This is a genomic window from Puia sp., assembly GCF_036500295.1.
Taxonomy (GTDB): Bacteria; Bacteroidota; Bacteroidia; order Chitinophagales; family Chitinophagaceae; genus Puia.
This window is the reverse complement of the sequence record NZ_DASYCH010000103.1, coordinates 34,889-60,248: the sequence shown is the minus strand read 5'-3', so window position 1 is coordinate 60,248 and position 25,360 is coordinate 34,889. Positions and strand designations below refer to the sequence as shown.

Annotated in this window: 15 protein-coding genes; 3 read left to right on the top strand and 12 right to left on the bottom strand. The window is 56.3% G+C overall.

Annotated features, from left to right (window positions below; genetic code table 11):
* Position 1: 1 nt before the first annotated feature.
* Positions 2 to 715, top strand: coding sequence for a 2-C-methyl-D-erythritol 4-phosphate cytidylyltransferase (locus tag VGM48_RS20115; protein WP_331582226.1), 714 nt, complete (start codon positions 2 to 4; stop codon positions 713 to 715).
* A 21-nt stretch (positions 716 to 736) separates the two neighbouring features.
* On the opposite strand, the gene VGM48_RS20110 is transcribed toward VGM48_RS20115, so the two are convergent.
* From VGM48_RS20110 to VGM48_RS20080, 7 genes are all read right to left on the bottom strand, one after another.
* Positions 737 to 2,257 carry a hypothetical protein gene (locus VGM48_RS20110; RefSeq protein WP_331582225.1) on the bottom strand — a complete coding sequence of 507 codons (1,521 nt, stop codon included), beginning with the start codon at positions 2,255 to 2,257 and terminating at the stop codon, positions 737 to 739.
* Complete coding sequence (locus tag VGM48_RS20105; protein ID WP_331582224.1) at positions 2,254 to 3,171, bottom strand: GNAT family N-acetyltransferase; 918 nt, start codon at positions 3,169 to 3,171, stop codon at positions 2,254 to 2,256. Before VGM48_RS20105 ends, VGM48_RS20110 begins: the two co-directional genes overlap by 4 nt.
* Positions 3,171 to 5,912 carry a M1 family metallopeptidase gene (locus tag VGM48_RS20100; protein ID WP_331582223.1) on the bottom strand — a complete coding sequence of 914 codons (2,742 nt, stop codon included), beginning with the start codon at positions 5,910 to 5,912 and terminating at the stop codon, positions 3,171 to 3,173. Before VGM48_RS20100 ends, VGM48_RS20105 begins: the two co-directional genes overlap by 1 nt.
* Before the next feature lie 7 nt (positions 5,913 to 5,919).
* Positions 5,920 to 7,347, bottom strand: coding sequence for a sugar transferase (locus tag VGM48_RS20095; protein ID WP_331582222.1), 1,428 nt, complete (start codon positions 7,345 to 7,347; stop codon positions 5,920 to 5,922).
* A gap of 7 nt (positions 7,348 to 7,354) precedes the next feature.
* Complete coding sequence (locus tag VGM48_RS20090; RefSeq protein ID WP_331582221.1) at positions 7,355 to 8,329, bottom strand: Gfo/Idh/MocA family oxidoreductase; 975 nt, start codon at positions 8,327 to 8,329, stop codon at positions 7,355 to 7,357.
* A gap of 3 nt (positions 8,330 to 8,332) precedes the next feature.
* Positions 8,333 to 9,193, bottom strand: coding sequence for a hypothetical protein (locus tag VGM48_RS20085; protein WP_331582220.1), 861 nt, complete (start codon positions 9,191 to 9,193; stop codon positions 8,333 to 8,335).
* 116 nt (positions 9,194 to 9,309) lie between these two features.
* Positions 9,310 to 11,355 carry a glycoside hydrolase family 65 protein gene (locus VGM48_RS20080; protein WP_331582219.1) on the bottom strand — a complete coding sequence of 682 codons (2,046 nt, stop codon included), beginning with the start codon at positions 11,353 to 11,355 and terminating at the stop codon, positions 9,310 to 9,312.
* An 86-nt stretch (positions 11,356 to 11,441) separates the two neighbouring features.
* On the opposite strand from VGM48_RS20080, the gene VGM48_RS20075 reads away from it, so the two are divergent.
* Complete coding sequence (locus VGM48_RS20075) at positions 11,442 to 12,326, top strand: GyrI-like domain-containing protein (RefSeq protein ID WP_331582218.1); 885 nt, start codon at positions 11,442 to 11,444, stop codon at positions 12,324 to 12,326.
* On the opposite strand, the gene VGM48_RS20070 is transcribed toward VGM48_RS20075, so the two are convergent.
* The 5 genes from VGM48_RS20070 to VGM48_RS20050 all read right to left on the bottom strand — a co-directional run bounded on the left by VGM48_RS20070 (position 12,323) and on the right by VGM48_RS20050 (position 24,624).
* A complete protein-coding gene (locus tag VGM48_RS20070) occupies positions 12,323 to 15,652 on the bottom strand; it encodes a VCBS repeat-containing protein (protein ID WP_331582217.1) in 3,330 nt (1,109 codons plus the stop codon). The two genes, VGM48_RS20075 and VGM48_RS20070, sit on opposite strands and share 4 nt — an antisense overlap.
* Positions 15,645 to 18,992 carry a VCBS repeat-containing protein gene (locus VGM48_RS20065; RefSeq protein WP_331582216.1) on the bottom strand — a complete coding sequence of 1,116 codons (3,348 nt, stop codon included), beginning with the start codon at positions 18,990 to 18,992 and terminating at the stop codon, positions 15,645 to 15,647. Before VGM48_RS20065 ends, VGM48_RS20070 begins: the two co-directional genes overlap by 8 nt.
* 68 nt (positions 18,993 to 19,060) lie before the next feature.
* The gene (locus tag VGM48_RS20060) at positions 19,061 to 20,701 is read right to left on the bottom strand and encodes a RagB/SusD family nutrient uptake outer membrane protein (RefSeq protein ID WP_331582215.1); all 1,641 of its coding nucleotides are present in this window, start codon (positions 20,699 to 20,701) and stop codon (positions 19,061 to 19,063) included.
* Positions 20,702 to 20,747: 46 nt separating this feature from the next.
* Complete coding sequence (locus VGM48_RS20055) at positions 20,748 to 23,738, bottom strand: SusC/RagA family TonB-linked outer membrane protein (protein WP_331582214.1); 2,991 nt, start codon at positions 23,736 to 23,738, stop codon at positions 20,748 to 20,750.
* 271 nt (positions 23,739 to 24,009) lie between these two features.
* Positions 24,010 to 24,624 carry a hypothetical protein gene (locus VGM48_RS20050; RefSeq protein WP_331582213.1) on the bottom strand — a complete coding sequence of 205 codons (615 nt, stop codon included), beginning with the start codon at positions 24,622 to 24,624 and terminating at the stop codon, positions 24,010 to 24,012.
* 49 nt (positions 24,625 to 24,673) lie between these two features.
* On the opposite strand from VGM48_RS20050, the gene VGM48_RS20045 reads away from it, so the two are divergent.
* A complete protein-coding gene (locus VGM48_RS20045) occupies positions 24,674 to 25,342 on the top strand; it encodes an HD domain-containing protein (RefSeq protein WP_331582212.1) in 669 nt (222 codons plus the stop codon).
* Positions 25,343 to 25,360: the final 18 nt, after the last annotated feature.

Genomic DNA, 25,360 nt, shown 5'->3' with positions numbered 1-25,360 from the left:
TATGAAGAAATATGCGGTCATTGTCGCGGGTGGGTCCGGTTCGAGAATGGGGGCCTCTGTGCCCAAGCAATTCCTTTTATTAGCCGGCAAGCCCGTGCTTTGGTATTCCATCAACACATTTTTAGCGGCGTATGATGATCTTCAGGTGATCCTGGTGGTACCGGCAGGGCATTGGGAGATGGCGAAGACGCTTGTCGCCGGGGTATCTGACCCGGCGCGGGTGCGGCTGGCGGAGGGTGGGGAGACGAGGTTTCATTCGGTGCGCAGTGGGCTTGGGTTTGTCGATGGCGAGTCGCTGGTTGCGGTGCATGACGGGGTGCGTTGTCTGGCGAGTATTGGGCTGGTGCGACGCTGTTTCGAGCAGGCGGCCCGGTTGGGTTCGGCTATCCCGGTGGTGGATTGTAAGGACAGTGTGCGGTGGATGGAAGGGGGGGGCAGCAAGCCGATGGACCGGCGGCGGGTGAAACTGGTGCAGACGCCGCAGACGTTTTTAGGCGGGTTATTGCTGGGGGCTTTTGAGAGCCAGGGAGGAAGCGTGGGGCTGGGCGCGATCGCGGGCAGGGATGGGGCGGAGTTTACCGATGAGGCTACGGTGGTGGAGGCGGCGGGGCATGCGGTGCATCTGGTGGAGGGGGAGGTGAACAATATCAAGATCACGTTGCCGGCCGATCTGGTTTTTGCGGAGCAGTTGATCCGGAAGGAAGGGTGGGCATAGCGGATTGCATGCGGGGCGACCTTATTCTTGCGGAGCAGATGATCGGAGCCAGAGGATTGGCGCAGTGGAGCCGGGAACGGTTTGGAGCTGATAAAACTTATTCAGAAAGGATTCCCATTCGGTGCGGGCGGCGGGGTCTTTGAAGTAGTTTACCCGCGGGTTATAGATGATATATTGCGTATGATAACGTTGAAGGTCGGCTTCCATTTCCTTTAGCTGGCGGCCATCGGGATCCCATCCCGGATACCATCCCCAAAAATGCTGATAGACCCAATGGCAGGGGGAAAAAATCCCAAATTCATTATAGGCTCTTACCCAATTGTTGTCGCCGAAGGCATATAGCTGGCGGTCGGCGGGCTTGTGTTGCCGGAGGTAGCGGTACTCGGGCAGATCGGTTACGTAGTAGCTGTTGTTTGTCGAAAGATGGGTGACGTGCTGGCCGGCGTCGTAGAGCGGCATGACGCAGAGGAGGGAACCATAAAGCAGCTGGCTCTTTCTCTCGCGCAGCCAGCCTTCCTCGGTGTATGCCCAGGCGACGAATACGAGGATGGGCAGGGTGGCGGAGAGCGGGAGCAGGTAGTACCAGAAGGCATAGCCGTACTGCAGCATGCCCGATAAGATTTCGGCGGAGAAGGACAGGACGAGGGTGGCGAATGCGGCGACGAGCAGGCCTTTTTTTCTATGGCGGCCCAGCCATGCGCAGGCGCCGAGGGCGGCGGCGAGGATCAGGGGCATCTGCAGATCGGTATTCTGCAGACTCTGTTTGGTGGACCTGAAATGTTCGCCGATCGTGGGTTTTGAGAGGTACCAGTGAAAATTGAATTGAAATGCGTCCTGCCATAGCTGTGTCATGGCGTGGTGGGAGATGAAGTAGACCAGCAAGGGGGTGGTAATCGTGAGGAATCCGGCGGCGGCGAGGAGTCCGTCGGTGAGGGACCGGGAGGTGAGGAGGGCGTAGAGCAGCAGCGGGGAGAGGACGATGATCCCGTCCTGTTGCATGAAGAAGGTGGCGGCGGTGAGGAGGCCCAGCCAGTAATAGCGGTGGCGCCGGTTGCCGCCGACGAGGAGGCAGAAGAAGAGCAGGAGGAAGATGGCGGTATAGGCCCTGGTCATGTTGACGCCGAAGCAGATCAGGTAATTGCGGATCAGCAGATTGAACAGCAGGGGTGGGAGCCAGGGCCAGGGCAGGGAGACGCGCCGGCAGAGTTGGAGGAAGAGCAGGCTGGCGCCGAGGACCAGGACGGTGTTGATCAGCCAGATCCCCCAGGGGCCCACTGTGTTGAAAAAAAAGATGAGCGGGGGTTTGTGATCGAATACATCGCGGTAGGGAACGCCGCCCGAAGCGATGAGCCGGCCGAAGTAGCGGAAGATCTCGATATCGTCATAGAAGATATCCAGCGGCGGGCAATACAGGAGACTTAGCGCGAGGCTGGCGATGACGAGCAGGAGAGCGCCTCGCCCCGCCGGGAAGCCGGAAGGGGACGATGAAGAGCCCCATGAGGCCGGTATCGACGACCGCGGATGTTGGAATGCGCTGCTCATGTTTTTAACAGTCTCCAGGGCCAGGGCAGGAGGTTATGACGATGGAAAAAGTAGGGCTGACGTACGGCTCCGAAGTTGGTATAAAAATAGGCGATTCCCGGCAAGTCGGAGCCTTCGAAATCGAGGACGTGACCGGTGCCGGCGAATTCGCGGATGAGCTGGTCGATGAGGAAATGGTTGGCTTCCACCTTCCGGCCGGCGGGCAGGGTGGCGGACTGGATCAGGTAGAGGCGGGATGCATCGCGGACCAGCAGGGCGGTGGCCAGCATCTGGCCGTCTTTCACCGCGGCCCGGAGGATGAGTTGGTCGTTGGCTTGCAGGTGGAGGCAGAGCCGGCGGAAGCGGGTATAATCTTCGGGGCGGATAGCGGGATGGCGGCGGGCATAGTGCGAGCGATAGATCTCGATGGCGGTGTCAGTATCCAAGTCCTGCGTATAGCCGAGACCTGTGTTTGCCGCGAGGCGGAGATTGCGCAACAGGTCTTTTTTATAGCGGGCTTCCAGTTGCGGGTAGGGATCGTCGAGGGGGAGGACCAGGTTCTCATGGACCCGGAGAGCCGGATGAGCGTTGCCGTAGTTGAGATAGATCTCCGCGAAGCGATAGTGGCGGGTGAGGGCCACCAGGAAGGCATCGACGGTTTCGGGTATGATCGTGGCCGGAGAGAAGATGCCGGTCTGCTGGGTGAAGGCGGGCTGGCAGCAATAGCCGATCCCCCACTTGCGTCGCCAGGTAAGCGGCATGACGGCCTGGTAGTCTTCCAGGACCAGGGCATCCCACTGGCCGGCTGTGATGGCGTCGAGATAGAAGTGAAAACCGTATACGAGGCGGTTGGCAGATCGTTGGACACAGTCGTCCCAGCGGTTGATGTCGATCTCCTGCCTTTTCAGATAGCGGATATGGGGTCCGGTGCTCATTAGAATGGCGCGATGCCGAACAGCTTTCGCAGGTCGATATTTTGGAGGTCGATACTAAAAGAGATCTTTTTCAGGAAGGTGTTCTGGTCGGGAACCGTTTTCAGTTGGGTGGAGAAATCGTGGCTATATAGAAGGGGAACATAGATGCGGACCACGTCGTGAATCGCGGACAGTTCGAGACCGCCGACGTAGAGGAAATGGCTGGTGGGCGGGTTGTTCTCCCAGGCTTCTGCGTAGGTGCCGGCGTCGAAGAAGACCCGGAGCGGGAGCCATTCGGGGACGATGGCGCGGGGCAGGGTGGAACGGAGGTTGATGGAGGCAACCCAGTTGTCGGACCGGCCCTGGAGTCCCTGGAAGAGGTCGGTACGCAACTTGAGATCGCCGTCGCGCATCATGACCTGCTGGCTTGCGCCGCCGGTGTATTCGTTGCGGCCGATGAAGACACCGTTGTAGGTGTAGTCTTCGTTACCGCGGACGGCGGTGAGCTTTGGCATGAAGCGGCTGAGATCTTCGGTTTGGGAGCGGGTACCGAGATAGCCGAATTTGGCGCCGAAGACGCGGAGATCGAGACCGCCGCCTTTCTCATAGTTGAAAAAATAATTGGCGACGAAGTTTGCCCGATACCAGGAGGCGGCCTGCTGTAGCTGAAGCCGGACGTTGTAGGGATAGAGTGCCCGCGTGTCGCGGATATCGAAACTCAGCTGGTTGAGATAGCGGAAGTCGTATTTACCCGGGATGGGATAGTAAACGGAATCGCTGGACTTTTGTACGAACTGATCGAGGTTCTTTTCCCCGATGAGATAGGTCTTCCATTCGATGGCTTTTTCCACTGTGCTGCGGGGGAAGGCCTTTGGGAAGACGATGCGCAGGCCGGGGGTTACCTTATAGTAGCCGCCGGTGATCCGGTTGCCGCTGCTGTCGGTGCTGCTCATGGACGAGAAGCGTTGGATGCCGAGCATTGCCTGCATCTTTTGCAGGCCGTGAGTGGGGTAGCGGGTGGCGATGGCACCGCCGCTGCCGTTGAGCTGTTTGCTGCCGGTAGCGTAGACGGGAGCGAAGTAGAACTGGATGGGGTTTGGGGGGAGGTTGAAATTATGGACCAGCAGGCCGATCATGAAATGATCGTATTCGTTGTAGCCGAAGGCCGGGGAGAGTCCGATATAGTTGTACCGATCGCTTTGGCTGGTGCTGAAGAGCAGGGCCGGTTTTAGTTTGCGATGTGCGGGCAGGGGAGGGAGTGCGCCTTTTTTGTCGAGGAGGGCGAATTGGCCGTCGAGCGGGCGGTTGGCGGTGTTGGTGATGACGGCCCTGAAGTCGCCGGGGTAGGGATGTTTGAATTGCCAGAGGCGGTAGTACTCGTGCATACAGCTGTCGAAGAGGGGAGTGCCGAGCGAGTCTTCGAGCGCCTTCATCCAGTTGCCGGTCTTGGTATAGGCGATGTTGAAATAGTTGACTTCGGTGAAATTCCCGGATGGCGTAGAGATGGGCTGGTCCGTTCTTTCCACCGCGCCGGTGTAGACGGAGGGGAGATTGTTGTCCTCCGCGGGCGGATATTTTGCGGCGTCGTAGCGGTTATCGTAGTAGGTATTGATGCCTTCGTCCATCCAGGGATAGCGGCGTTCGTTTGTGGCGAGGATGCCGTAGAACCAGTTATGGCCCACTTCGTGTTCGATGGTGAGATCGACGTCGCGGGCGGGGCCGGGGCTATTGATGGCCGTGATGGTAGGATATTCCATGCCGCCGGAGGACCCCATCTTTGTCTGGACGGCCGTGACGACGTTGTAGGGATATTCGCCGATGAGGGCGGAGCGGAAGCGGATGGCGTCTTTTATGAAAGAGGTGCTGGTGGTCCATCCATCCGGCGCCGCGGGGGTGTAGTAGGAATAGACGTCGATGATCCGGCCGGAGGGCAGGCGGAGGGTATCGTGATCGACATGGAAGCTGCGGTCGGCGAACCAGGCGAAGTCGTGGATGCGGTCTTGTTTAAAATGCAGGGTTTTTGTTGCGGTGGATGGGTAGGTGGTATCCTGGGACTCGCCGGTGGCGGCGACGATGAACTTGTTGGGGACGGTGATGCGGACGTCGAAGCTGCCGAATTCGCTGAAGAACTCGCCCTGGTCGAGATAGGGGATGGGGTGCCAGCCCTCGCGATCGTAGACCGCGGGTTTCGGATACCATTGGGTTACCTGGTAGGAGGTGACCGGTGACGGCTGAGGGGTGGTTGGCGGTTTGCCAAAGGGATGGTGGGCGGGTTTGACGGAGGTAAGCATCCAGCCGCCGCGGGAGAAGTTATAGGGTAATTTTTCGTGAAAGGGGGTGGTGAGGGTTATCCGGCCGCCGGGTGGGAGGGGTTTTGGCAGGATGACCTTTATGATATCGATATAGAGGGGATGATCTTCCATCCTGGCTACTTCGCCGTCGACGCGGAAGTCGAGCCGGTTGATATAGCCGCGTTTTTGTTTATCCGAGAAGTAGAAATCGGTGCGGCCGTTGCCGAGGAGTTGTTCGCTGAAGGCGGTGCGATCGTTTTTATAGGCGTTTGGCCAGCAGTGGATCCAGATGAAGGAAAGGGTATCGGGGGAATTATTGGTATAGCGCATGCGGATGACGCCGTCGAGCGTTTTTTCCGGATCGTTAAGGGTGACGTCGATATTGTAGTCTACCTGTTGTTGCCAATAGGATTGGGCCTGCGCGATGGCGCCGGAGAGAAGGAGGGAGAGGAAGATGGTTAGTTTTTTCATTGAGGGTTCACTTGCCCTGGCCGGTGAAAATGATCCGGAGGGTATGCAGCATGATCTTCAGGTCGAGAGCGAGAGAAATGTTCTCGAGGTACATGAGATCGTACTTCATGCGTTCGAGCATTTCTTCGAGGTTTTCGGCGTAGCCGAACTGGACCATCCCCCAGGACGTGAGACCGGGTTTTACTTTCAGCAGGTAGCGGAAATAGGGGGTGCGGTGATACAATTGTTCGACGTAGTATTCCCGTTCGGGCCGGGGGCCGACGAGACTCATCTCTCCGTTGAGGATATTCCACAGTTGCGGCAGTTCGTCGATCCGCCATACGCGCATGGTCTTTCCCCAGGGGGTGATGCGGGGGTCGTTGGCCGATGAGAGTGCGGGGCCGTCTTTTTCGGCGTCCCAGGTCATGGACCGGAATTTATAGATCTGGAATTTCTTTCCTTTGAAGCCGATCCTTTCCTGTTTGTAGAGGATGGGGCCGGGGGATGAGAAGCGAACGCGGATGGCGGCGTAGAGCATCAGGGGGGAGAAGAAGATAAAACCGATGATGGAGCAGGCGATATCCATGATGCGTTTGATATTCTGCTGCCATTCGGGCATGGGGCTGGTATAGATATCGGAGAGGATGGCGCCGAGTACGTTGCTTGTACGGACCGATCCGGCGAGAATATCGAGGGTGCTGGGGATGATCTTTATCCGAACGTCTTTATTGCTTAGTTTCTCGACGATCAGCTCGAGTTCTTCGCGGTCGGTGGCCTGGAGGGCGACGACAACCATGCGGATGTCGTGCTGATCGATGGTGGCTTCGATGTTCTCCGAGTCGCCGAGGTCGGGGAGGAAGGAGGCGATCCCGTTCTCGTGCTGGCTGCGGTGGCTGACATACCCTTTGTAGCGATAGCCCGACAGGGAGAGGCCTTCGCGGGTGTTCTTGTAGATGCGGGTCGCGACGGCGTCGCAGCCGACGAGCAGGGTATTGAAAGTGATCTTTCCGCGGTTGACCTGGCCGCGAACGATATTTAGGATCGCGATGCGGCCGATGCCGGTGAGGATGAACTGTGAAAAGAGGTAGATGAAATAGGTCTGGTAGAAATAGTGATAGTCTTTGACCGGGTCGTTAAAGACGATGCCAAAGAAGATGGCGGTGCATCCGAGGAGGCAGTAGATGAATGTATTGGTCAGTTCGTTGAGCCGGGACTTCTGGTAGAGGTTGTGATAGGAGCCGACGATCGTGAAAAGGATGAGCCAGCAGGGTGGGATTGTGGCGGCGCCGATCCAGAACCGTTGGGTAAGGAGGAGGTGATGATCGATGAAGATGGGTTCGGAGAGGAGGTAGCGGCGGCTGAAGTGAAAGATATTCGCTGCCAGCATAGCGGCAAGATAATCGCTGCAGATATACCAAAGAATAGAGATGGTATGTGTTCTTTTGGCTGCCGGCATGCCCCTATCAGGTGTTGATCGTATTGTGTTTTATCTTTTGCAGGATTTGGTGAGCAATGTCCATCGCCCGTAAGCCGTCGACTTCGGATACCCGGGTTGGCGTGTTTGTCAGGATGGCGTCGCAGAATGTTTCCAATTCCATCCGGATGGCATTCACTTCGGGGACAGATGGGTTGGAAAGGGCGATGGTCTTTTTTCCGTTCGGCGTTTCTATATCGAAAGCAAACACGTCCTGATCCTGTGGTGTCTTGAGCTTGATGATCTCGGTCTTCTTATTGAGAAAATCGATACCAATATAGGCATCTTTCTGGAATAATCTCATTTTCCGCATCTTCTTCATCGAGATGCGGCTGGAGGTGAGGTTGGCGACGCAGCCGTTGTTGAATTCGATGCGGACGGAGGCGATGTCGGGGGTGTCGGTGAGGACGGCGACGCCGCTGGCAGAGATGCTGTTTACCTCGCTTTTCATCAGGCTCAGGATGATATCGATGTCATGGATCATGAGGTCGAGGATGACGCTGACCTCGGTGCCGCGGGGATCGAACTGTGCCAGGCGGTGTACTTCTATGAACAGGGGATTGAGGGAAACGGATTCGAGTGCGAGGTAGGCGGGATTGAAGCGTTCGACATGGCCTACCTGCAATTTCACGTTGGACTCCCGGACGAGCTGAACGAGTATACGGGCTTCTTCCATTGTGCCGGCGAGGGGTTTTTCGACGAATACGTGTTTACCCTTGCGGATCGCTTTTTCGCACAGTTGAAAATGGATGGGTGTCGGGGCGACGACGTCGATGAGATCGCAGGCGTCGATCAGCCGGTCGGGGTCGGTGAACCGGGTGATCTGGTATTTTTCTTCGACCTGTGCGGCCATGGCGTCGTTTGGGTCATAGAATCCGATCAGTTCGGCCTTTTTTATCTCTTTCCAGTTGTTCAGATGAAATTTCCCCAGGTGACCAACGCCAAAAACACCGACTTTGAGCATTTGCTAGATTTTATTCTGCCCCAAACCTACATCAAAATAGCGAGAAAACGACCAGGAGTGGGTCTTGAACATGCGTTTGATGGTGGCGAGCAAAAGACCGATCTCGAGGAACAGGAAGATGTTAAAGCAGACCATGTAGGTGTTCATGAAATGTGTCCGGAGGGAGAAACCGTTGACCCGTTCTTTGCCGAAACAAAGAGACAGCAGGTTTTTTATGGCGGGCATGATCACGGGCACTTTTGTCCAGTTGGTATAGCGGACATCTTCGTATTTGTAGGCCCGGTCGTAATTGTCCGGCAGCTGTTGGGAATAATAATTCCAGTTGCCGTGAACGTCCTCGAAGCTGGCCAGCCGGCCGTCGGGGCGGGTGAAATAGAGATTGAATGTCGGATCGAGGACCACCCAGCGACTGCCGGTATAGACCTCGACGATATTGTGCGCCCCAAAATAGCCATTGGCCTTCATCTGGGCGATGCGCACGGGATAGTGATAGGTATCGATGATGCGGGCCAGTACCTGGGAATAGCTGCCGCAGGCGCCGCTGGCGGTCATAAGATCGACCGCGGTGGAGCGGAAGAGGCTGGCTTCGAGGCCCATTGATCTGACCGTGTTGTCATTGAACGTGGCGGCGCGGGGTTGCATGAGATAGTAGCAGACGTCCATGGATTTTACGACGATGGAGTCGGCGTTATCGTTTGCGTCGGTACGTAAGTTGATGCTGGATTTAATAGATGCAAAGAGACCGTTTTCGTAAGCAGCCTGGATCTTAAAGCAAAGTAGGGCAGCTAGCAGGAAACCATTCAGAAATGTCAGGACATAGAGGTTTCTTGTGACGGCCCTTATAAGGGTAACCGAAAACTTCATACAAGGATATTGGGTGGTTATTTTATGGGTCTCTCGGATGTGATCTACTTAGAAACGCTAAAAGAACCATTTATTGTTTCCGGCGGCGAAAAGTTCTCAATTTAATCCCTCTTTAATCAATTGGGCTTCACGGTATAAGTGGTTTTATTTAGGCCGATGCCGGTGAGTCTGAGGGACTTCCATCCGGCGGGCAGGCGGGTGGGCAGTTGTACGATACCGTTGGGGGTAATGTCCAGGCCGCCAAAGCCGTTGAGCAGGGCCTGGAGGACGCCCCCGGCGCCGGTGGCGAAATAGGGGTTATTACCTGTTGCCGTCTCTGCTATTACGCCGAAAGGGGGCCGCAGATTGGGGATATAACCCTGTTTCAAGGCCGTGAGTGCTTTGTCGGGCAGGCCGAGCCGTTCGTACAGGATGGAGAAGATGGCGTGGGTCATGGCGGGGCCTTCGCCTACACGGGGTTCGTAGTAGTCCAGATCGCGCCGGATGGCGGCGGCTGTGGTGACCTCTTTTAGGGGATAGGCGAGGAGGTTGACGTCGGCTTGTTTGATGGGCTCGCCGTTATAGGTGGCGTGTTCGCGGGTGACACCATCGGGGAAATGGAGAATGGGGATATTGTCGCGGACGTTGATCCAGTCGGGGTCGGGTGTGAGGCCGAGGGTGCGTGCGGCTTCCGTGGCGTATTGGAGGTTGGCGCGGGCGGCGGCGTTGGTATAGGCGTTGTTGTCGATGTTCTCGGCCCATTCATCGGCGGCGACGACGTTGCGGATATCGTAGTGACCGGGGCCGTTCCTTTCCACGCGGCTGGTCCAGAAGTCGGCCGTTGCCTGGAGGATGGGGTATCCTTTTTCTTTTAACCAGGTCTTGTCGCGGGTGACGAGATAATAGTTCCAGGCGGCGATGCCTACGTCGGCCGTGATATGGTGTTCGAACGGGCCGCTGAGGGCCCAGACGGGTGTTTCTTCGTTGCCGCTGGCTGCGCTTTCCCAGGGAAACATTGCGCCTTTATAGCCGTGGCTGGCGGCGTTTTGCATGGCGGCCGGGAGGCGGCGATAGCGGTATTCCATCAGTGAGGCGGCGATCTTCGGCTGAAGGAGGAGGAGGGCAGGGTACATCCATATCTCGGTGTCCCAGAAGGTGTGACCGTTGTAGCCGAGGCCGCTGAGGCCCATGGGGGAGAGGCTGTAGGCGGTGCCTTCGCGGGCGAAGGAATAGAGATGATAGAGCATCAGGCGGATGTCGCGTTGCATCGCGTCATCGCCGTCGATGAGGATATCGCTTTGCCAGAGTTTTTCCCAGGCCTGTTCGTGGGCTTTTATCAGCTGTTTGCTACCCTGGAGTGTAGCGAAGAGGGTAAGGCGTTCGGCTTCGTTGAGAGGATCTTCGTTATGTGCGGAGGTGAGGGTGGAGCCGACGACGGCGAAGTGATAGGTCGTGCCGGCGGAGAGGTGTTTTTTGAACTTGACCAGATGCATGTTATTGTCCCACATCTCATGGATGATGGGAGGCTCCGAACCATGAGGTTCGTCGAAGAGGATGCTGTTGGAGGCGGCCATGAGGAGCTTGCCGGTGGGGCTTTTGGCGGTGCTGGTGAGCAATGAGATGGTGACATGGGGGCGATCGATCTCGTTGTAGTAGTTTTCCACGTCTTTTAGCATATCGGGGGCTTCCATTACGCTGGCGGGGATGATGTCGATGTCTTTGTGCGCCGTGATGGTGACGTCAACGAGAGCGGTGTAGGGCAATTGGCGCAAGGAATACCAGGTATAGGTGACGGTTGCTTTGTCGGTGTAGTCGAAACGGGTGGTGAGACAGGCGTGACGCATATCGAGATCCTGGCGGAGATGGCTCACCTGCCGGAAATTGTCGATGCGGCGACCGTCGATATCGAGGTAGAGATTGACGAAGTTGAAGGTCTTGAGGATGTTGCTGACGCGGCCGCGGCCATAGAGATCGAAGGCGCCGTTGAGCACCACATCTTTTGCGCGGAAGGGTTCGGTGGAGGAGACGAGACCGACCATGCCGTTGGCGACGGTTACGCCGTAGTAGTTGGCGGGGTTGATGGTGTCGGCATGGATGGTCCAGGTGTCGGGGTTTGCTGTTTGTCCGGGGGCGTGAGGGAGGAGGGCAAAGCAGCAAATGGCGAGCAGGAGCGGGTATTTCATTTTAGCGCGTATGGGTAATTTAACGATCGTTTGAGTACAATTTACACATTATTGTTTATTTTAGGCGCTGCATAACAGCTATTTATATGATTCGATGGCTTGCCGGTATTTTATTATTGATGGTTATTGCGACGGTGGTGGTGTATGGTTTTATTCCATCCAATATCCAAGTTCTCAAAAGTGTCCGCATCCGTGGGAATGCGAATGCCACTGCGCGTTATCTCAGTGTGGACCGGAACTGGACGGGATACCGGCTTGGAAGGCGGTTGTCTCAGGTGGTGGAAGTGGTGATCCCCGCACCGGATGGGGCGCTGAGCAGTTGGGTCAGCGCTATTCCGACCAATGCCGCCGATACGGTGGAGGTGCAATGGCATCTTAGCCTACAGACGGGGGGAAACCCTTTTGTGCGGGTGGGGCGGTATCGGGCCGCTGAGCGGATCGGAAAGCAAATGGAAACGACCCTGTTGCGGCTTCGGGATTCTGTTCGGGATGACCGGACCTATGGGTTCCCGATCCGGCAGGTTAATATCAGCGACAGTTTTCTGCTTATCAAAAAGACCGAGCTGCCGACGGACCCTTCTGTCGGTCAGATGTATGGGTTATTCGGAGAGTTGAGGGCTTATGGCGAGCGGGCGGGTGTTGTCCGAACCGGGTCGCCGATGCTGAACGTGACGCCTCTGGCGGGAGGCGGGTATTCCGTGGAGACGGCGTTGCCCGTCGACCGGATCGTTCCTTCGGGGAAAGGCATTACGTTCAAGCAGATGGTCCGGATACAGTTTCTGATGGCGGAGGTGAGGGGTGGGCCCGGCAGGGTGCGGGAGGCCTTCGGGCAATTACAGAATTATATGATGGATCATCAGCGGACTGCGATGGCCATTCCCTTTCAGTCGCTCGTTACGGACAGGAGCAAGGAGGCGGACACTTCCCGTTGGGTGACGCGGATCTATATTCCTGTCTTCCCGTTTCGTTAAGGTGTTATGCCGAACCGGATGACCTGTGTGCTATCGTTGTTCTTTGCGAGGATATACGAGGCTTTCCCATTGATATCGATCCTTTGCACGTGTCGTACCTGTCCTTTAACGGCCAGTCCGTTGAGGGGGGCGGCGACGAAATTCCCGTGGCCTTTGTTGAGTAGGAGGGTACCGTAGTCCGCGTCGTAGCGGCCCATTTCAATATTGTTCTCGTAGTAGTTGCCAACCAGCAGGATGTCGGGAAGGCTGTCGCCATCGGCGTTGACGATGGCGGCGTCTTTGTATGGAGTGAGTTGTGCCTGCCAGGGCATTGGCTGGATATTGAAATGCCCTTTGCCATCGTTTATCAGGATGGCATTGGAAAAATAATTGGCCGTGAGGGTATCGGCTTTTTGGAGTTTTTCGGTGGAGAACAGGTCCTGGAGGCTGGCTTTTGCAAAATCCGCGGCATAGAGGAAACTCTTCTTCAGGCCGGGCATTTGTTTTTCCAGTTCGGATTTGTTAGCGAAGGGGAGTTCCCGTCCGTGCAGATAGTAGGTGAGGATGGTCTCTTTTTTCCCATTGTCGTCGAAGTCGTAGTAGTAGAGCCTTACCGGCTGTTCATCAGAAGCCCGCAGGCGGCTGTTGAGACCCAGATTGCCGGCAACGAAGTCGATATCGCCGTCACCGTCGATATCGACGGGCAGGACAAAATTCCACCAGCCTTTTTTATCGGTGATGAGGGTCTTGACGAAGCCGTTCTTGTGATTCAGGAAGGCGATGATCCCGCCCCATTCCATCGAAAGGATCAGGTCTTTTTTCCCGTCTTTGTCGATGTCGACCCAAAGGGCGTTGGTGACGAAGCCGATATTCGAAAGGTCTTTGGCATATTTTGCCGTGACGTCGGTGAATTTACCGGTACCATCATTCTGCAGGAGATAGGATTGGGGGATCTTTCCATATTCCCGGGGTATGGAGCGGCCGCCGACGAAGAGATCGACATGGCCATCGCCGTTGAAATCTTCGGCTGCCACGCAGGAGGCGTTGACATAGATATTCTCGAATCCGTGGGGCCGTTTTGTCAGATGGCCTTTGCCGTCGCCGAGGTAGACCCGTGGTGAAAGCAGGGTGTCGTCGCCGAAGAACTCATTTCCTCCGCTTGCGACGACGAGATCGGGGTTGCCGTCGTTGTCGACGTCTGTCCAGCAGGCGCCGACGTCTTCGTATGAGCTGTCGCTTTCGAGTGAAGCCTGTTCGCTCCGGGTGAACTTGCCGGTTCTGTCCTGCAGGAAGACGGCGCTTTTCTTCCATTTCGAGGACCCGATGAACACATCTTCCAGTCTGTCTCTGTTTGGATCGCCGATGGCCAATGCGGGCCCTTCGGTGGAGATCATGTGCGGGATCAGGGGTTCGCGGTCGAATTCATGAAAATCGTTTTCTTCGTGTTTATAGAGCAGGCGGGTATCGGCCGTGATGTCCTTCGCCGGAGGGCCTGCGTTCTGATAGCGGTTTTTGAGGATGGAAAAGTCGAAGGGGGGAAGACCTTTTTGCCAGGCGAAGCGGAGGGGGTGACCGGTTGCCGCCAGCTGAATGTGCTGGAAGCTGTTATCCGGCCATATCAACACTGCCGAGTCGATCTTCGAGTGGTCGAGGCCGATATGGAGAGGGATCTCCATGCTGGACAGGAAACCTCTGACGGGATATTTTTCGTAGGTGCGGACCTCGTTGCCGGTGAAGAGCACCACTCTGGCGCCGAGGGCATTTATGTTGGCCGGCGATCCTTTCAGGATGAGATCTGCGGCGGCCTTTTTCTGCCGGTCGTTGCAGGTGTTCTCATACACGAGGACCGGGTCGTCGATATTATTGACGACGAGGTCGAGGTCGCCGTCGTTGTCGAGATCGGCATAGACTGCGCCATTGGAAAAGGTGGGGCGGGAGCCGTCGATCCTGTCATTGATCTCGGTGAAGACCATCTTGCCGGAATTGTGAAAGAATTTGCTGGGTAGTTTTATCTCCGGGAATTTGTTGATCATCCGGAGATCCTTTTCATCCAGTTCTTTTCCGGACATCTTGCGCTGCAGTTCCTGGTCGAAGATGAAGTTGATATAGTCGATATCGTTGAGTCGTTTGGGAATGCCGTTGGATACGAACAGGTCTTTCCAGCCGTCGTTGTCGAAATCCATCCAGAGGGGGGACCAGGACCAGTCGGTGGCGGCGGTGTTGGAATAGAGGCCGATCTCGCTGAAGTGGCCGTTGCGCCGGTTCCATTGAAGGTTGTTGCGGGTGTACTGGTAAAAGTATCCATAGCCGATCTTCATATTGAAGATATCCCAGGTGTCTTCGCCTTCGGAGCGTTTCAGGATATAGGGGTCATCGGGCAGCATGTCCATGGTGATGATCTCGGGAAAGGCGTCATTGTCCACGTCGGCGATGTCCACGCCCATGGAGTACTGGCTTGTATGCATGAGAAAGTCCGTCGCTTTGTCTGCGAAGGTCCCGTCATGCTGATTGATATAGAGATAGTCGTTCTCGTGGAAGTCGTTGCCGATATAGATATCCGGGGAGCCGTCGAGGTCGATATCGGCGACGGTGATGCCGAGACCATAGCCGATGACCGAGCTGTGGATGCCGGCTTCTTTGGTGACCTCGGTGAAGTGGCCGTTGCCGTCATTGCGGTAGAGTCGGTCGCCGGAGTAGGGATTATAAGTGGCGAGCTTTTCCTTGCGTGGGCCATAGGTGCCGTTTTGCCGGATCGTGTGATTGAGCAGGTACATATCGAGGTCACCATCGCCGTCGTAGTCGAAGAAGGCTGCCTGGGTGCTGAAGCCGGAGAAATCGAGGCCATATTCTTTTGCGGAATCCCGGTAGTGGGGGATGCCGTCCTTGTCGATACCGGTGCAGATGAGTAACTGGTTGTGGCTTTTTGGGAGGCCGTTCAAGCTACCTACTTTGCAGACATAGATATCCAGCAGGCCGTCGTTGTTGATATCGACGACGGAGACGCCGGTTGACCAGCTGCTGTCCACGGGGATGCCGGAGGGGGCGGTTACGTCTTTAAAATGCAGTTTGCCGGTGTTGAGATAAAGCCGGTTGTGTTCCTGGTTGGAGGCAAAGAACAGGTCGATCTGGCCGTCGTTGTTGAAATCTCCCGCGCCGATGCCGCCGCCGTTGTAGAAATACATGTAGTCGAAGACGTTGAAGTCCCGGGTAGGGTGCAGGGTATTGCTGAAGTCCAGCCCGGTCTGGTTATGGTCGAGGACATTGAAAGCTGCGTCGACATGAGGCTTCCCGTGACAGCCGCAGAGCAAACATAAGCCAGGAAGGAGCCATCGGAGAATCTTATTCATAGCTGTACAGTACGGGGTAATCATCGTTTCTAAGAAATAGTAAATATTGATGGGCCTTTGCTTTCAGCGGGGCGATATCGCGGACCTGGCCGGGTAATTCGAGGCCGGAGGAGTCGGGGAAGATCCAGGAGAACCGGCCTTTTCCATTGTTGAGCAGGATATCTCCCATGCTTCCGTCGAGGCGGCCGAACTGCGGCAGGAAGCCGAATTCATTCCCGCCGAGGACGAGATCGGGATGGCCGTCGCCGTTGAGATCGGGGGTGGCGATGGCGCAAACGGAAGACAGTTGAACTCTGGCGGGCAGGGGCTGGATGCGGAAGCGGCCGTTGCCGAGGTTGAAGGCGATGACCGATGCCGGGTAGTTAAAGAGTTTGACCATTGCGCTGTCGAGATCTTCGCCGGGAAGGAGTTGCTGAATGGTGCGCTTAGCATATTCGGCGTGGCGGAGGTTCTGTTTTTTGACGGCGGGCAGTTGCATTTCCATATCCCGTTTGAGGAACACGGGCATGTCTTTTTTGTCGACGGTGCGGGTCATGATCTTGTCGCGGATGCCGTTGTGGTCGAAGTCGTTGACCCAGAGTTTGACGGGATGGGCGGAATCGGGGCGGAGGTAGAAGTTCTCGCCGATGTTGCCCAGGACGAGATCGGGGCGGCCGTCGCCGTCGAGATCGGTGGCGAGGGCGGACTGCCACCAGCCAAAGAGGTGGTTGAGATTGGTGTTGATCTCGATGAAGTGGTCGTTCTGGAAGTGGAAGAGCCGTGGGGCCATCCATTCGCCGGTGATCAGCAGTTGCGGATGTCCTTCGCCGGTGAGATCGGCCCAGCAGGCGGAGGTGACCATGCCGATATGGGCGATATCGGGGTTCTTTGTTGGGGCGATATCGGTGAAGTGGGCATGGCCGTCGTTGAGATAGATGAAGCTGGAGGGGTTGGCGCCATATTCGCGGGGGACGCTTCTTCCGCCGATGAACAGGTCGAGGGCGCCGTCGTTGTTGAAGTCGGCGGCGACGGCCACGCCGGTATTTCCGCCGTTGCTGGTCGGGGGAAAGGCGCCGGGGGCGAGGGTGAAATGGCCTTTTCCATCGTTGAGGAAGAGGCGGAACTGCATCTCACGGCTGAAGGGCCGGTTGTTGTTGCCGCCGGGGCCTATAAAGAGATCGAGGTCGCCATCGTGGTCGGCATCGAAAAAGATCGTGGCTTCGTCTTCAAATTCGGGGAACTGGTTGAAGTCGGGTTGCGGGGAGCGGATGAAGTGCCCGTCTGCGGTTTGGAGATAGAGCTGACCGGGATGTTTGGATGTGCCGCCGATGTAGACATCGGTGAGGCCATCGCCGTTGACGTCGCCGCGGGCGGCCTTCGGGCCTTCGCGGGAGAGCATTTTTGGCAGGTTGTGTTCGTAGTGGAAGTCTTCGTTATCGTCTTCTTCATGTTTGTCGAAGGAGGCGGCGAGCGGGGTGAGGATCGTTTTAACGAGGGGCTTTGCGTTGTTGGCGGCTGTGGGGGTGGTCGGTGGTTGGGCCGCGTTGGCGGGTTGTTGCAGGGAATAAACGGTATCGATGGCCGGCTTGTTTATCTTTTCGATGGAGCGATCGGGCCAGATGATGATCAGGGAATCGATGACGGGGTTGTTGCCGAGGCCGATGATCTGTTTATAGTCTACGGAAGACTGGAAGCCCCGACTGGGGACGAGCTCACGATAGAGGATCTCGTGATCCCGATAGGCTTTGATCTTGCTGCCGATGGCGAAGGTGTTGGAGCTGTGTCCGCGGAGGGAGATGCCGAGATAGTGATTCTTATTGGTCTGGCGGGCGTTGTTGCGGTAGATGAAGGCCGGGCCGTTGATGTTGTTGATGACGAGGTCGAGGTCGCCGTCGTTGTCCAGGTCGGCATAGGCTGCGCCGTTGGCGAAAGACTTTTGGGTAAAGCCCCAGGCGATGCCCTGGTCGGAGAAGCGCATGCCGTCTTCGTTGCGATAGGCTTTGTGGATCATCGGGTTGACGGGGATCTTTTCGAGGATCTGCTCGATGCGATCTTTCTTACCGGTGAGGACCATTTTCTGCATGACGTCGTCGGCGAAGAAATCCATGAAATCCAGGTTGGTGACGTCTTTGTTGACGCCGTTGCAGACGTAGATGTCGTTGCGGCCGTCGTTGTCCATGTCGAACAGCAGGGCGCCCCAGCTCCAGTCGGTGGCGGAGACCCCGCTGTAGTTGGCGATGTCGATGAATTTGCCGTGGCCATCGTTGAGCTGGAGGCAGTTTTTCATGTACTGATGGTAGAATCCTGATTTCAGTTTCGCGTTGTACAGGTCAATATTGTCAAACGCGCCGAGGGTCTTCAGGCGATAGTCGTCCTCCGGGAGCATGTCGGTGGTAAAGATCTCGGGGGCGCCGTCGTTGTTGATATCGGCGATGTCGGCGCCCATGGAGGAGAAGCTGGTATGGCCGAGGCAGTCTTCCATTTCGTCTTTGAAGGTGCCGTTCTTTTGGTTGATGTAGAGATAATCGCGCTCGTAGGAGTCGTTGGAGACAAAGATATCGGGGTAGCCGTCATTGTTTACGTCGGCGACGGATACGCCGAGGCCGAAGCTGATGAGGCTGCCGTGGATCCCGGCTTCTTTTGTGACCTCGGTGAAATGGCCGTTGTCGTTGCGGAAGAGGTGGTCACCGCCGCCTTTGAGGAAGTTGGCTACGGGCCATTGGGCGTCGGGGAGGTCGCGGCGGTTGGAGTTGTTGAGGGTATTGACGGGGATGGGGCTGTTATTGATCATGAAGCAGTCGAGGTCGCCGTCGTTGTCGTAGTCGAAGAAGGAGACCTGGGTGGTATAGGCGGAGATATCGAGGCCGTAGCGGGCGGCGGATTCGGTGAAGCTGTTGTCGTGGTTGTTGATGTAGAGCTTGTTCTTTCTGTGGCCATTTTCCATATGGCCAGAGTTGCAGACATAGATGTCGAGCCAGCCGTCGTTGTTGATATCCACCATTACGGCGCCGGTGCTCCACATGCTGTCCTGGTGGAAGCCGGCTTTTGCGGTGATGTCGTCGAAATGGAAGCTCCCTTTATTGAGATAGAGTTTATTGTCGCCCATGTTGGAGGTGAGGAACACGTCGGGGAGGCCGTCGTTGTTGATGTCACCGATGGCTACGCCGCCGCCGTTGTAGAAGTTCCGGAAGAGAAAGCTGTTCTCTTTCTGGCCGTCGGCGATCTGGTTGTCGAAGTTGATGCCGGTGTTGTCCATCAGTTGGAAGAGGGGGGTGGCATCGGGCGTGGCGGAATGGCAGGCGAGTTGGATGACCAGGATCAGGAGACAGGCGAGGCGTGACAATCCGGAGGTTCTTGGCATAGCTGGGTAAAAGTACAAAGGTCATTATTTTCATAATGACCTTTGTAAAATAAATATTTAAATATTGCTTAGTAGCCGGGGTTCTGCTTCAGGTGGGGGTTAGCCACGAGCTGGGTTGCCGGGATCGGGAACAGCAGATATTTGGGATCGTCGGCTGTTTTGAGCGCCCAGGGCTGTAAGAATACCCCGAAGCGGATCAGGTCCTGTCTTCTCCAGCTTTCCCAGTACATTTCTTTTCCGCGTTCGGCGAGCATGGTATTGGCATCGTAGAGGTTGCCGGAATTGACGAGCTTGAGGGGGCCGGCGAGGGGAGCGGCTTTACGGGCCGTCCGCAATTGGTTGACGAGGGTGAGGGAAGCGCCTGTTCCGGCGGCGTCATCGCTGCGGAGGTGTGCTTCGGCTACCATCAGCAGGGCATCGGCGTAACGGAAGATCTGGAGCTGGTTGCCTTGTTGGCCGCCGCTGTAGTGTTGGTAATCGGGGGGATACTTGATGACCCGGATACCGTTGCCTTCGAGGGTCAGGGGATCGGGTTCGATCAGGTTCACCGTAGCGTTGAAGGTGAGCGGGTTCTGGTTCCTATCGAGGCGGGGCGCGCCTTTCTCGTCCAGCTGGGGACCAAGGAGGAAACCTACTTTCAGGCCGGAGGAATCGGTAACGCCGGGGTAGAATACATTCCCTCTGCGCATACTGTCGGAGGGGTCGAAGGCATTGTAGAAGTCGGCTACCGTGCTGAAGCCGTTCCAACCTGCACCGCCATAGACGGGGTCGCCTTTATGTCCCCAGGAGTTGTAGTGGAGGGTCATCATCCAACGGGCGTCGATGCCGGCGGCACCGATACCAGCGTTTGTCGCGATACCCGGGAGGTTAGGATAGGCAAGGATCATTTCGTAGGACTTGTCGAAGCCTGCTACGGGATCCGAGCCACCATTGTTGGGACCGAAGTTATCGAAGTAGTGGGGGGTGAGCTTGTATTTGCTGTTGTTGAGGATCAGGTTACCGAGGGTGATTACGGTGGCCATGTCGCCAGCGTCGGCAGCCGCGGGATTTTGCTTGTTCAGGAAGGCCTGTTTGTTGAGCAGGACCTTCATCAGGAGGAAGCGGGCGGCATCGGGGCTTGCTTTATATGGCGAGTTGGCCGCATTGAGCACCGGGATGATGGCTGTGAGGTTCTGAACGAGGCTATCGATGGCCTGTTCTGCGGACATTACGGGAGGAGCGTCGATCGTGTTGTAATTGGCGACCGTACGATAAGGTACCTGACCGTAGAGATCAACGAAATAGAATTGAGCGAGGCAACGCAGGAAGACGGCTTGGGCTGCCTGCTCCGCGGTGGGATTGAAGGCGAGTACCGTGGTTGCGTCGGATTCCAGTTTACCCAGCGCAGTGAATACCGTTTGGGACTGGGTGTGTGTTACGTCCCAGGTATGAGCGTGGAGTACACGCCAAACGCCGTTGTCGTCCCAGTCACCGCCGCGGGTAGGGATGAGGGCCTCATCGGATACTGTTTCCTCGAGGGAGAAGAGCTGGTCCTGGTTGTGGAGCAGGCCGTTGAGGTCATTGTAGGTGTTGTTAAGGAGACCTGTGACATCCGTGATATTGCTTCCCTGGGAGACGATGGAGTCTCGTTGGACGGGATCCAATTTCGTACAGGCCGCCAGTGTCAGGAGGGAGGCCGATGCGAGTATGAGAATTTTATTTGCTTTCATATATGCTTAATTGTTCGATTCGGAATGAATGGCTTTTTGGTGTTGATTAATTAAGGCTGAAATTAATTCCGAGGGTGAAGGACCGTACGGTTGGGTAGCCAACGTAGTCGATCCCTGTCGACGGGATGCCAGTGCCGTTCGCGTCAGCCGTAACAACGTTCACTTCCGGATCGAAGCCGGGGTATTTAGAGATCACGAACAGGTTGTTCCCGCTGAGCGAAATGGTAGCGTTCTTCAGGTGGCTCGTTACATCGCCAAGCCGGTAGCGGAACGCCAGGTTCCCCAACTTCATATAGTTGCCACTGGACATATAACGAGTGGAAGCCGATACAGGGTTGGCTGGGTTCTCTTTTGTTCCGAGAAGCGTTTTGGAGATGTTGCTGCCGTTGTTGATGAAGCTCAGGCCGGTAACAGACTGGAGGGTGTTATTATAGATGAAGAAATCGTAGTTGCCGTGGAAGTTGGCGACCATGGACCATTTCTTGTAGTCCAGGTTTGTATAGAGACCGACCGTCCATTTCGGGTTGGGGTCGCCTGCGTAGGAGGCGCCTCCGTCCGTGATGGCGAAGCCGTTCTGATCATAACCATGGAACTTGCGAAGGTAGAAGACATCGATGGGCTGATTGTTGGCAATGGCCTGTACGTAGGTGGCGCTGGTTCCTTTCCCGTTGAGCTGGCCTGTGAGCACGAGGGGTGCGGTACCGGCCGGGGGATATACGAACTTGTTCTTTACATAAGTAGCGTTGCCACCAACTGACCAGGACCAATCACCGCTCTTGATGATCTGACCGACGAGGCTAAACTCGAAGCCTTTGTTGCTGACATAGCCGTCAAGGTTTTTGAAAACGGTACCTGCGGGAGCGGGTGTCGCATAGGTTGCGGTGTAGAGCGGGTTGGTGGTCTTTTTGATAAATCCATCGATGGTACCGGTAAGGCGACCGTTAAAGAAGCCGAAGTCGATACCGACGTCGGTGGTGGTCACTGTTTCCCATTTCAGGTCCTTGTTGCCGTAGTTGACTACGCCGAGGGCACCGTTGGAGTTGTACCTAAAGCGGTCGAGAGCGGCACCGGCCGGGAAGGACTGGTTACCGGATTGTCCCCAGGAAGCGCGGAGGGCCAGGTTTGTGAAGACGCGGTTATCCTTCATGAATTCTTCATCGCTGATCCCCCATCGGGCCGATATAGCAGGGAAGTAGCCATATTTGTTATTGGAGCCGAATTTATTGGAACCATCGGCGCGGAAGGAGCCGCTGATGCTATACTTATCCTGGTAATTCAACTGTACGCGGGCAAAATAAGACTGGAGGTCCACTGCGGGGTCATTACCGGCGAAGGCGGTCAGATTGGCCGCGGTGACATCCTGCATATTGTCGTAATAATGGACGGGAACCAGGTTGCTCAGTTTAGTATTGTAGTCAAAGCCATACCCTGTCATGCCCTGCCATTTGAAATGGGTGGTATAGTACTCATAACCACCGAGCGCGGTGACCGCGAGGTCGTTGAACTTGTGGTTATAGGTAAGGGTGTGGGTGAGACTCTGAGTGAAGAGCTGGTCGTTTTGCTGGATCGCGGTACCCTTGCCATCCACTGAAGTGTTACCGGTTCCAGTTATCCAACCCTGGATCTCGGCGCCACGGTTGCCGGTACCGTAGTTGGCACCGTAGAGGAGCTTGTATTCAAGGTCGTCGAATATCTTCCAGCTTGCGGAGGCATAGGCCAGTAAGGTGGTTACATAAGCGTGGTCGTTATACGAGTCGGAGAAGACCAGGGGATTGATCTGGCCATTGGGGTTGGTGGTATATTGCAGCGGCCCATGTTTCAGGAGCAGGGTGGGGTTCCATTGCAGGGCGTTGGAGATCATGCTGCCTGTGCTACCCGGGTTGTTAGAGATGGGCGCGATCTCCTCGTTGGTGGTACCTGTCGTAACCCCGAAGGTGAGTGTTACCCTTTTGTCAAAGATCTTGAAGCTGCCGTTGATGTTACCGATGTAGCGGTCCAGTTCGGACTTGCGGACCAAGCCGGGTGTCCGGGAAGCGAGAAAAGAGGCCCGGAACTTGGCATTTTCGCTACCGCCGCTCATTGCCACAGAATAGTTCTGGGTCAGGTCGTGCTGGAGGATCTCTTTGAAGGGTTTATACGAAGCGCCGGAATCGGACTTCGCGCCGTATTTGGCGAGTTCGGTCCGGTATTGGGCGGGGTCGAGTACGTCGGGTTGGCGCATCAAACCGTTCGTACCGATGCTTAAGGCGGCATCGATCTTGGTCGGGCCGCTGGTGCCGGTGCGCGTGGTGACGATGATAACGCCGTTGGCGCCACGGGAACCGTAGATAGCGGAAGCCGCAGCATCCTTTAATACTGAAATGCTCTCGATATCGGCGGGGTTGATCCAGGTGAGCGCGTTTGCGTCAGGGGTTTGGCCCAGACCGTTTACCGAGAAGGAAGGGCGGGCTGACCGGCCATCGAGGGGGATACCGTCCACTACGTAGAGGGGATCGGTGCCTGAACGGACGGAGTTGTTCCCGCGGATCTTTACCTGGGTGGCGCTACCGGGTTGGCCGCTGGATACGACGACTTCGAGACCCGGGATGCGGCCCTGGAGCAGCTGGTCCGGGGTAGCGGAGGGAACCGAGTTAAAATCCTTTGCGGAAATGACTGAATAAGAACCGGAAAGTTCTTTTTTGCGGGCGGTACCATAACCGATGACCACTACCTCGTTGAGGCCGGTCTGAGAGGGAACCAGTGAAACGGCGACGGTGGTTTGACCCGTGATGGCGACATCCTGGGCGGTGAAACCGACGGAGGAAACGACGAGGACGGTTGCATTGGGCGGTACATTAATAGTAAAGGTACCGTCGGCTTTTGTCGAGGTGCCGATCTTCGACCCTTTTGCCGTTACCGTGGCTCCCTGAACGGGGGCGCCTTTGTCATCCGTGATAGTTCCTGAAATTGTCTTTGTTTGGGAGAAAGCAGTTTGTGTGAAAAGTACACAAAGTAGTGTGAAGCTCACCAATCTGATAAGCAATCGTTGAATGGTCATAAAGCAAAAGTTTAGCAATTATTGATCGAAGGTAAAAAAATTAAATTTTACTTAACAAATTTATTTTTACGATCTAAATTATTGGCGCTTATGAGCATGGACAGTATGATACAGGCTTTTGCTGCCTTAATATAAGGCTTTTTTTGCTAAAAGGACTTAGCAGTTCGCGGTTTCCTAAGGCGTTTGGTGAGTTTGGAGGGGTGGAGTAAATGACGTGGGGGAGCATGCGGGTGGGCGGTCAGATGGCCTTTGCCGGACATTCCGGGTGCGCTCAGGCGACTTTTGCGAGGGTGAAAATGGTGATGGTGGGGTTTTTAAAGGCCACGTTGAGGGTTTTGAGGATGGCGAGGATGGTGGCGCCGGTGGTGAGGATGTCGTCTATGAGGAGGAGGGAGGTGGGAATTGCGACGGCGGTGGGGTTGCCATCGGCGGGAAAGTTTGTGGCGGGGAGACTTGCGAGGGCGGTGGGGTTTATTTGGTAGACATTCTGGAGTTCGGCTTCGCGCTGGGGGCGGGTGAGGTTTTGGTTGGCGATGGTTTGACGGGTTTTGAGGAGGAGGCCGGGAAGGTAGGGCAGCTGGAGCTGGGTGGCGAGGGTTTGGGCGAGGAGGTCGAGGGATCCGGGCTGGCCGGGGTGGGGTTGGGTCTCGTTGTGGTGGAGGGCGCGGATGAGGACCGTCGGCGGCGGCAGGGCGGGTGGGGTTTCCTGAAAAGCGACAAGGGTTTGCCGGAGCCAGTTGTCGAGATCGGGCTGGGCGCCGCGTTTAAATTTCAGCAGGCTGCGTGAGACCGGATCGATGCCGGAGCCAATGGGGAGGTAGGGGCAGAGATAATAATGCCGGTAGTGATTTTTTTGAAAAAAGATGGAAGTTTCTTGCAGCCCCATGATCTTTGCCGCTTATCGGTGAAGGAATAAAATTACGAATCGAATGAATATGGACAATTTTTTAGCTGGCTGGGAGATGCGGTTTGCGGCGTATATCCGGGAGCACGGCGATCTTACGGACGGTTCGCATGACCTGGGGCATTTTCAGCGGGTATGGAAGGCGGCGCGGTTTATCAACCGGGAGGAGGGGGGCGGGGCGGATGAGTTGGTGTTGCTGGCGGCGGCTTATTTTCATGATTGGGTATCGTTGCCCAAGAATCATCCGCAGCGGCGGGAGTCGTCGCGGCTTAGTGCGGAGCGGGTGGTGGAGTTGCTGGGGGCGGTGTTCACGGAATTTCCGGCCGACAAGGTAGAGGGGGTGCGGCATGCGATCCATGCGCATAGCTTTTCGGCGGGTGTCGAGGCGGTGACGCCGGAGGCGAAGATCCTGCAGGATGCGGACCGGCTGGAGGCGCTTGGCGCTATCGGGGCGGCGAGGACCTTTTATATTGCTGGGCAGTTGAACCAGCAGCTTTTTGAGGGGAGTGATCCGCTGGCGGCGCATCGCGCGCCGGATGACCGGCGTTATGCCCTCGATCATTTCCAGGTGAAGCTGCTGAAGCTGCCGGCGATGATGAATACGGCGGCAGGCCGGCGGCTGGCGGAGAAGAATGCGGAGTGGCTCCGGCTTTTTGCGCGGAAGATGGAGGAAGAGATACGCGGGGACTGGGGAAGATGAAAGAAGAAATCGGGGGGG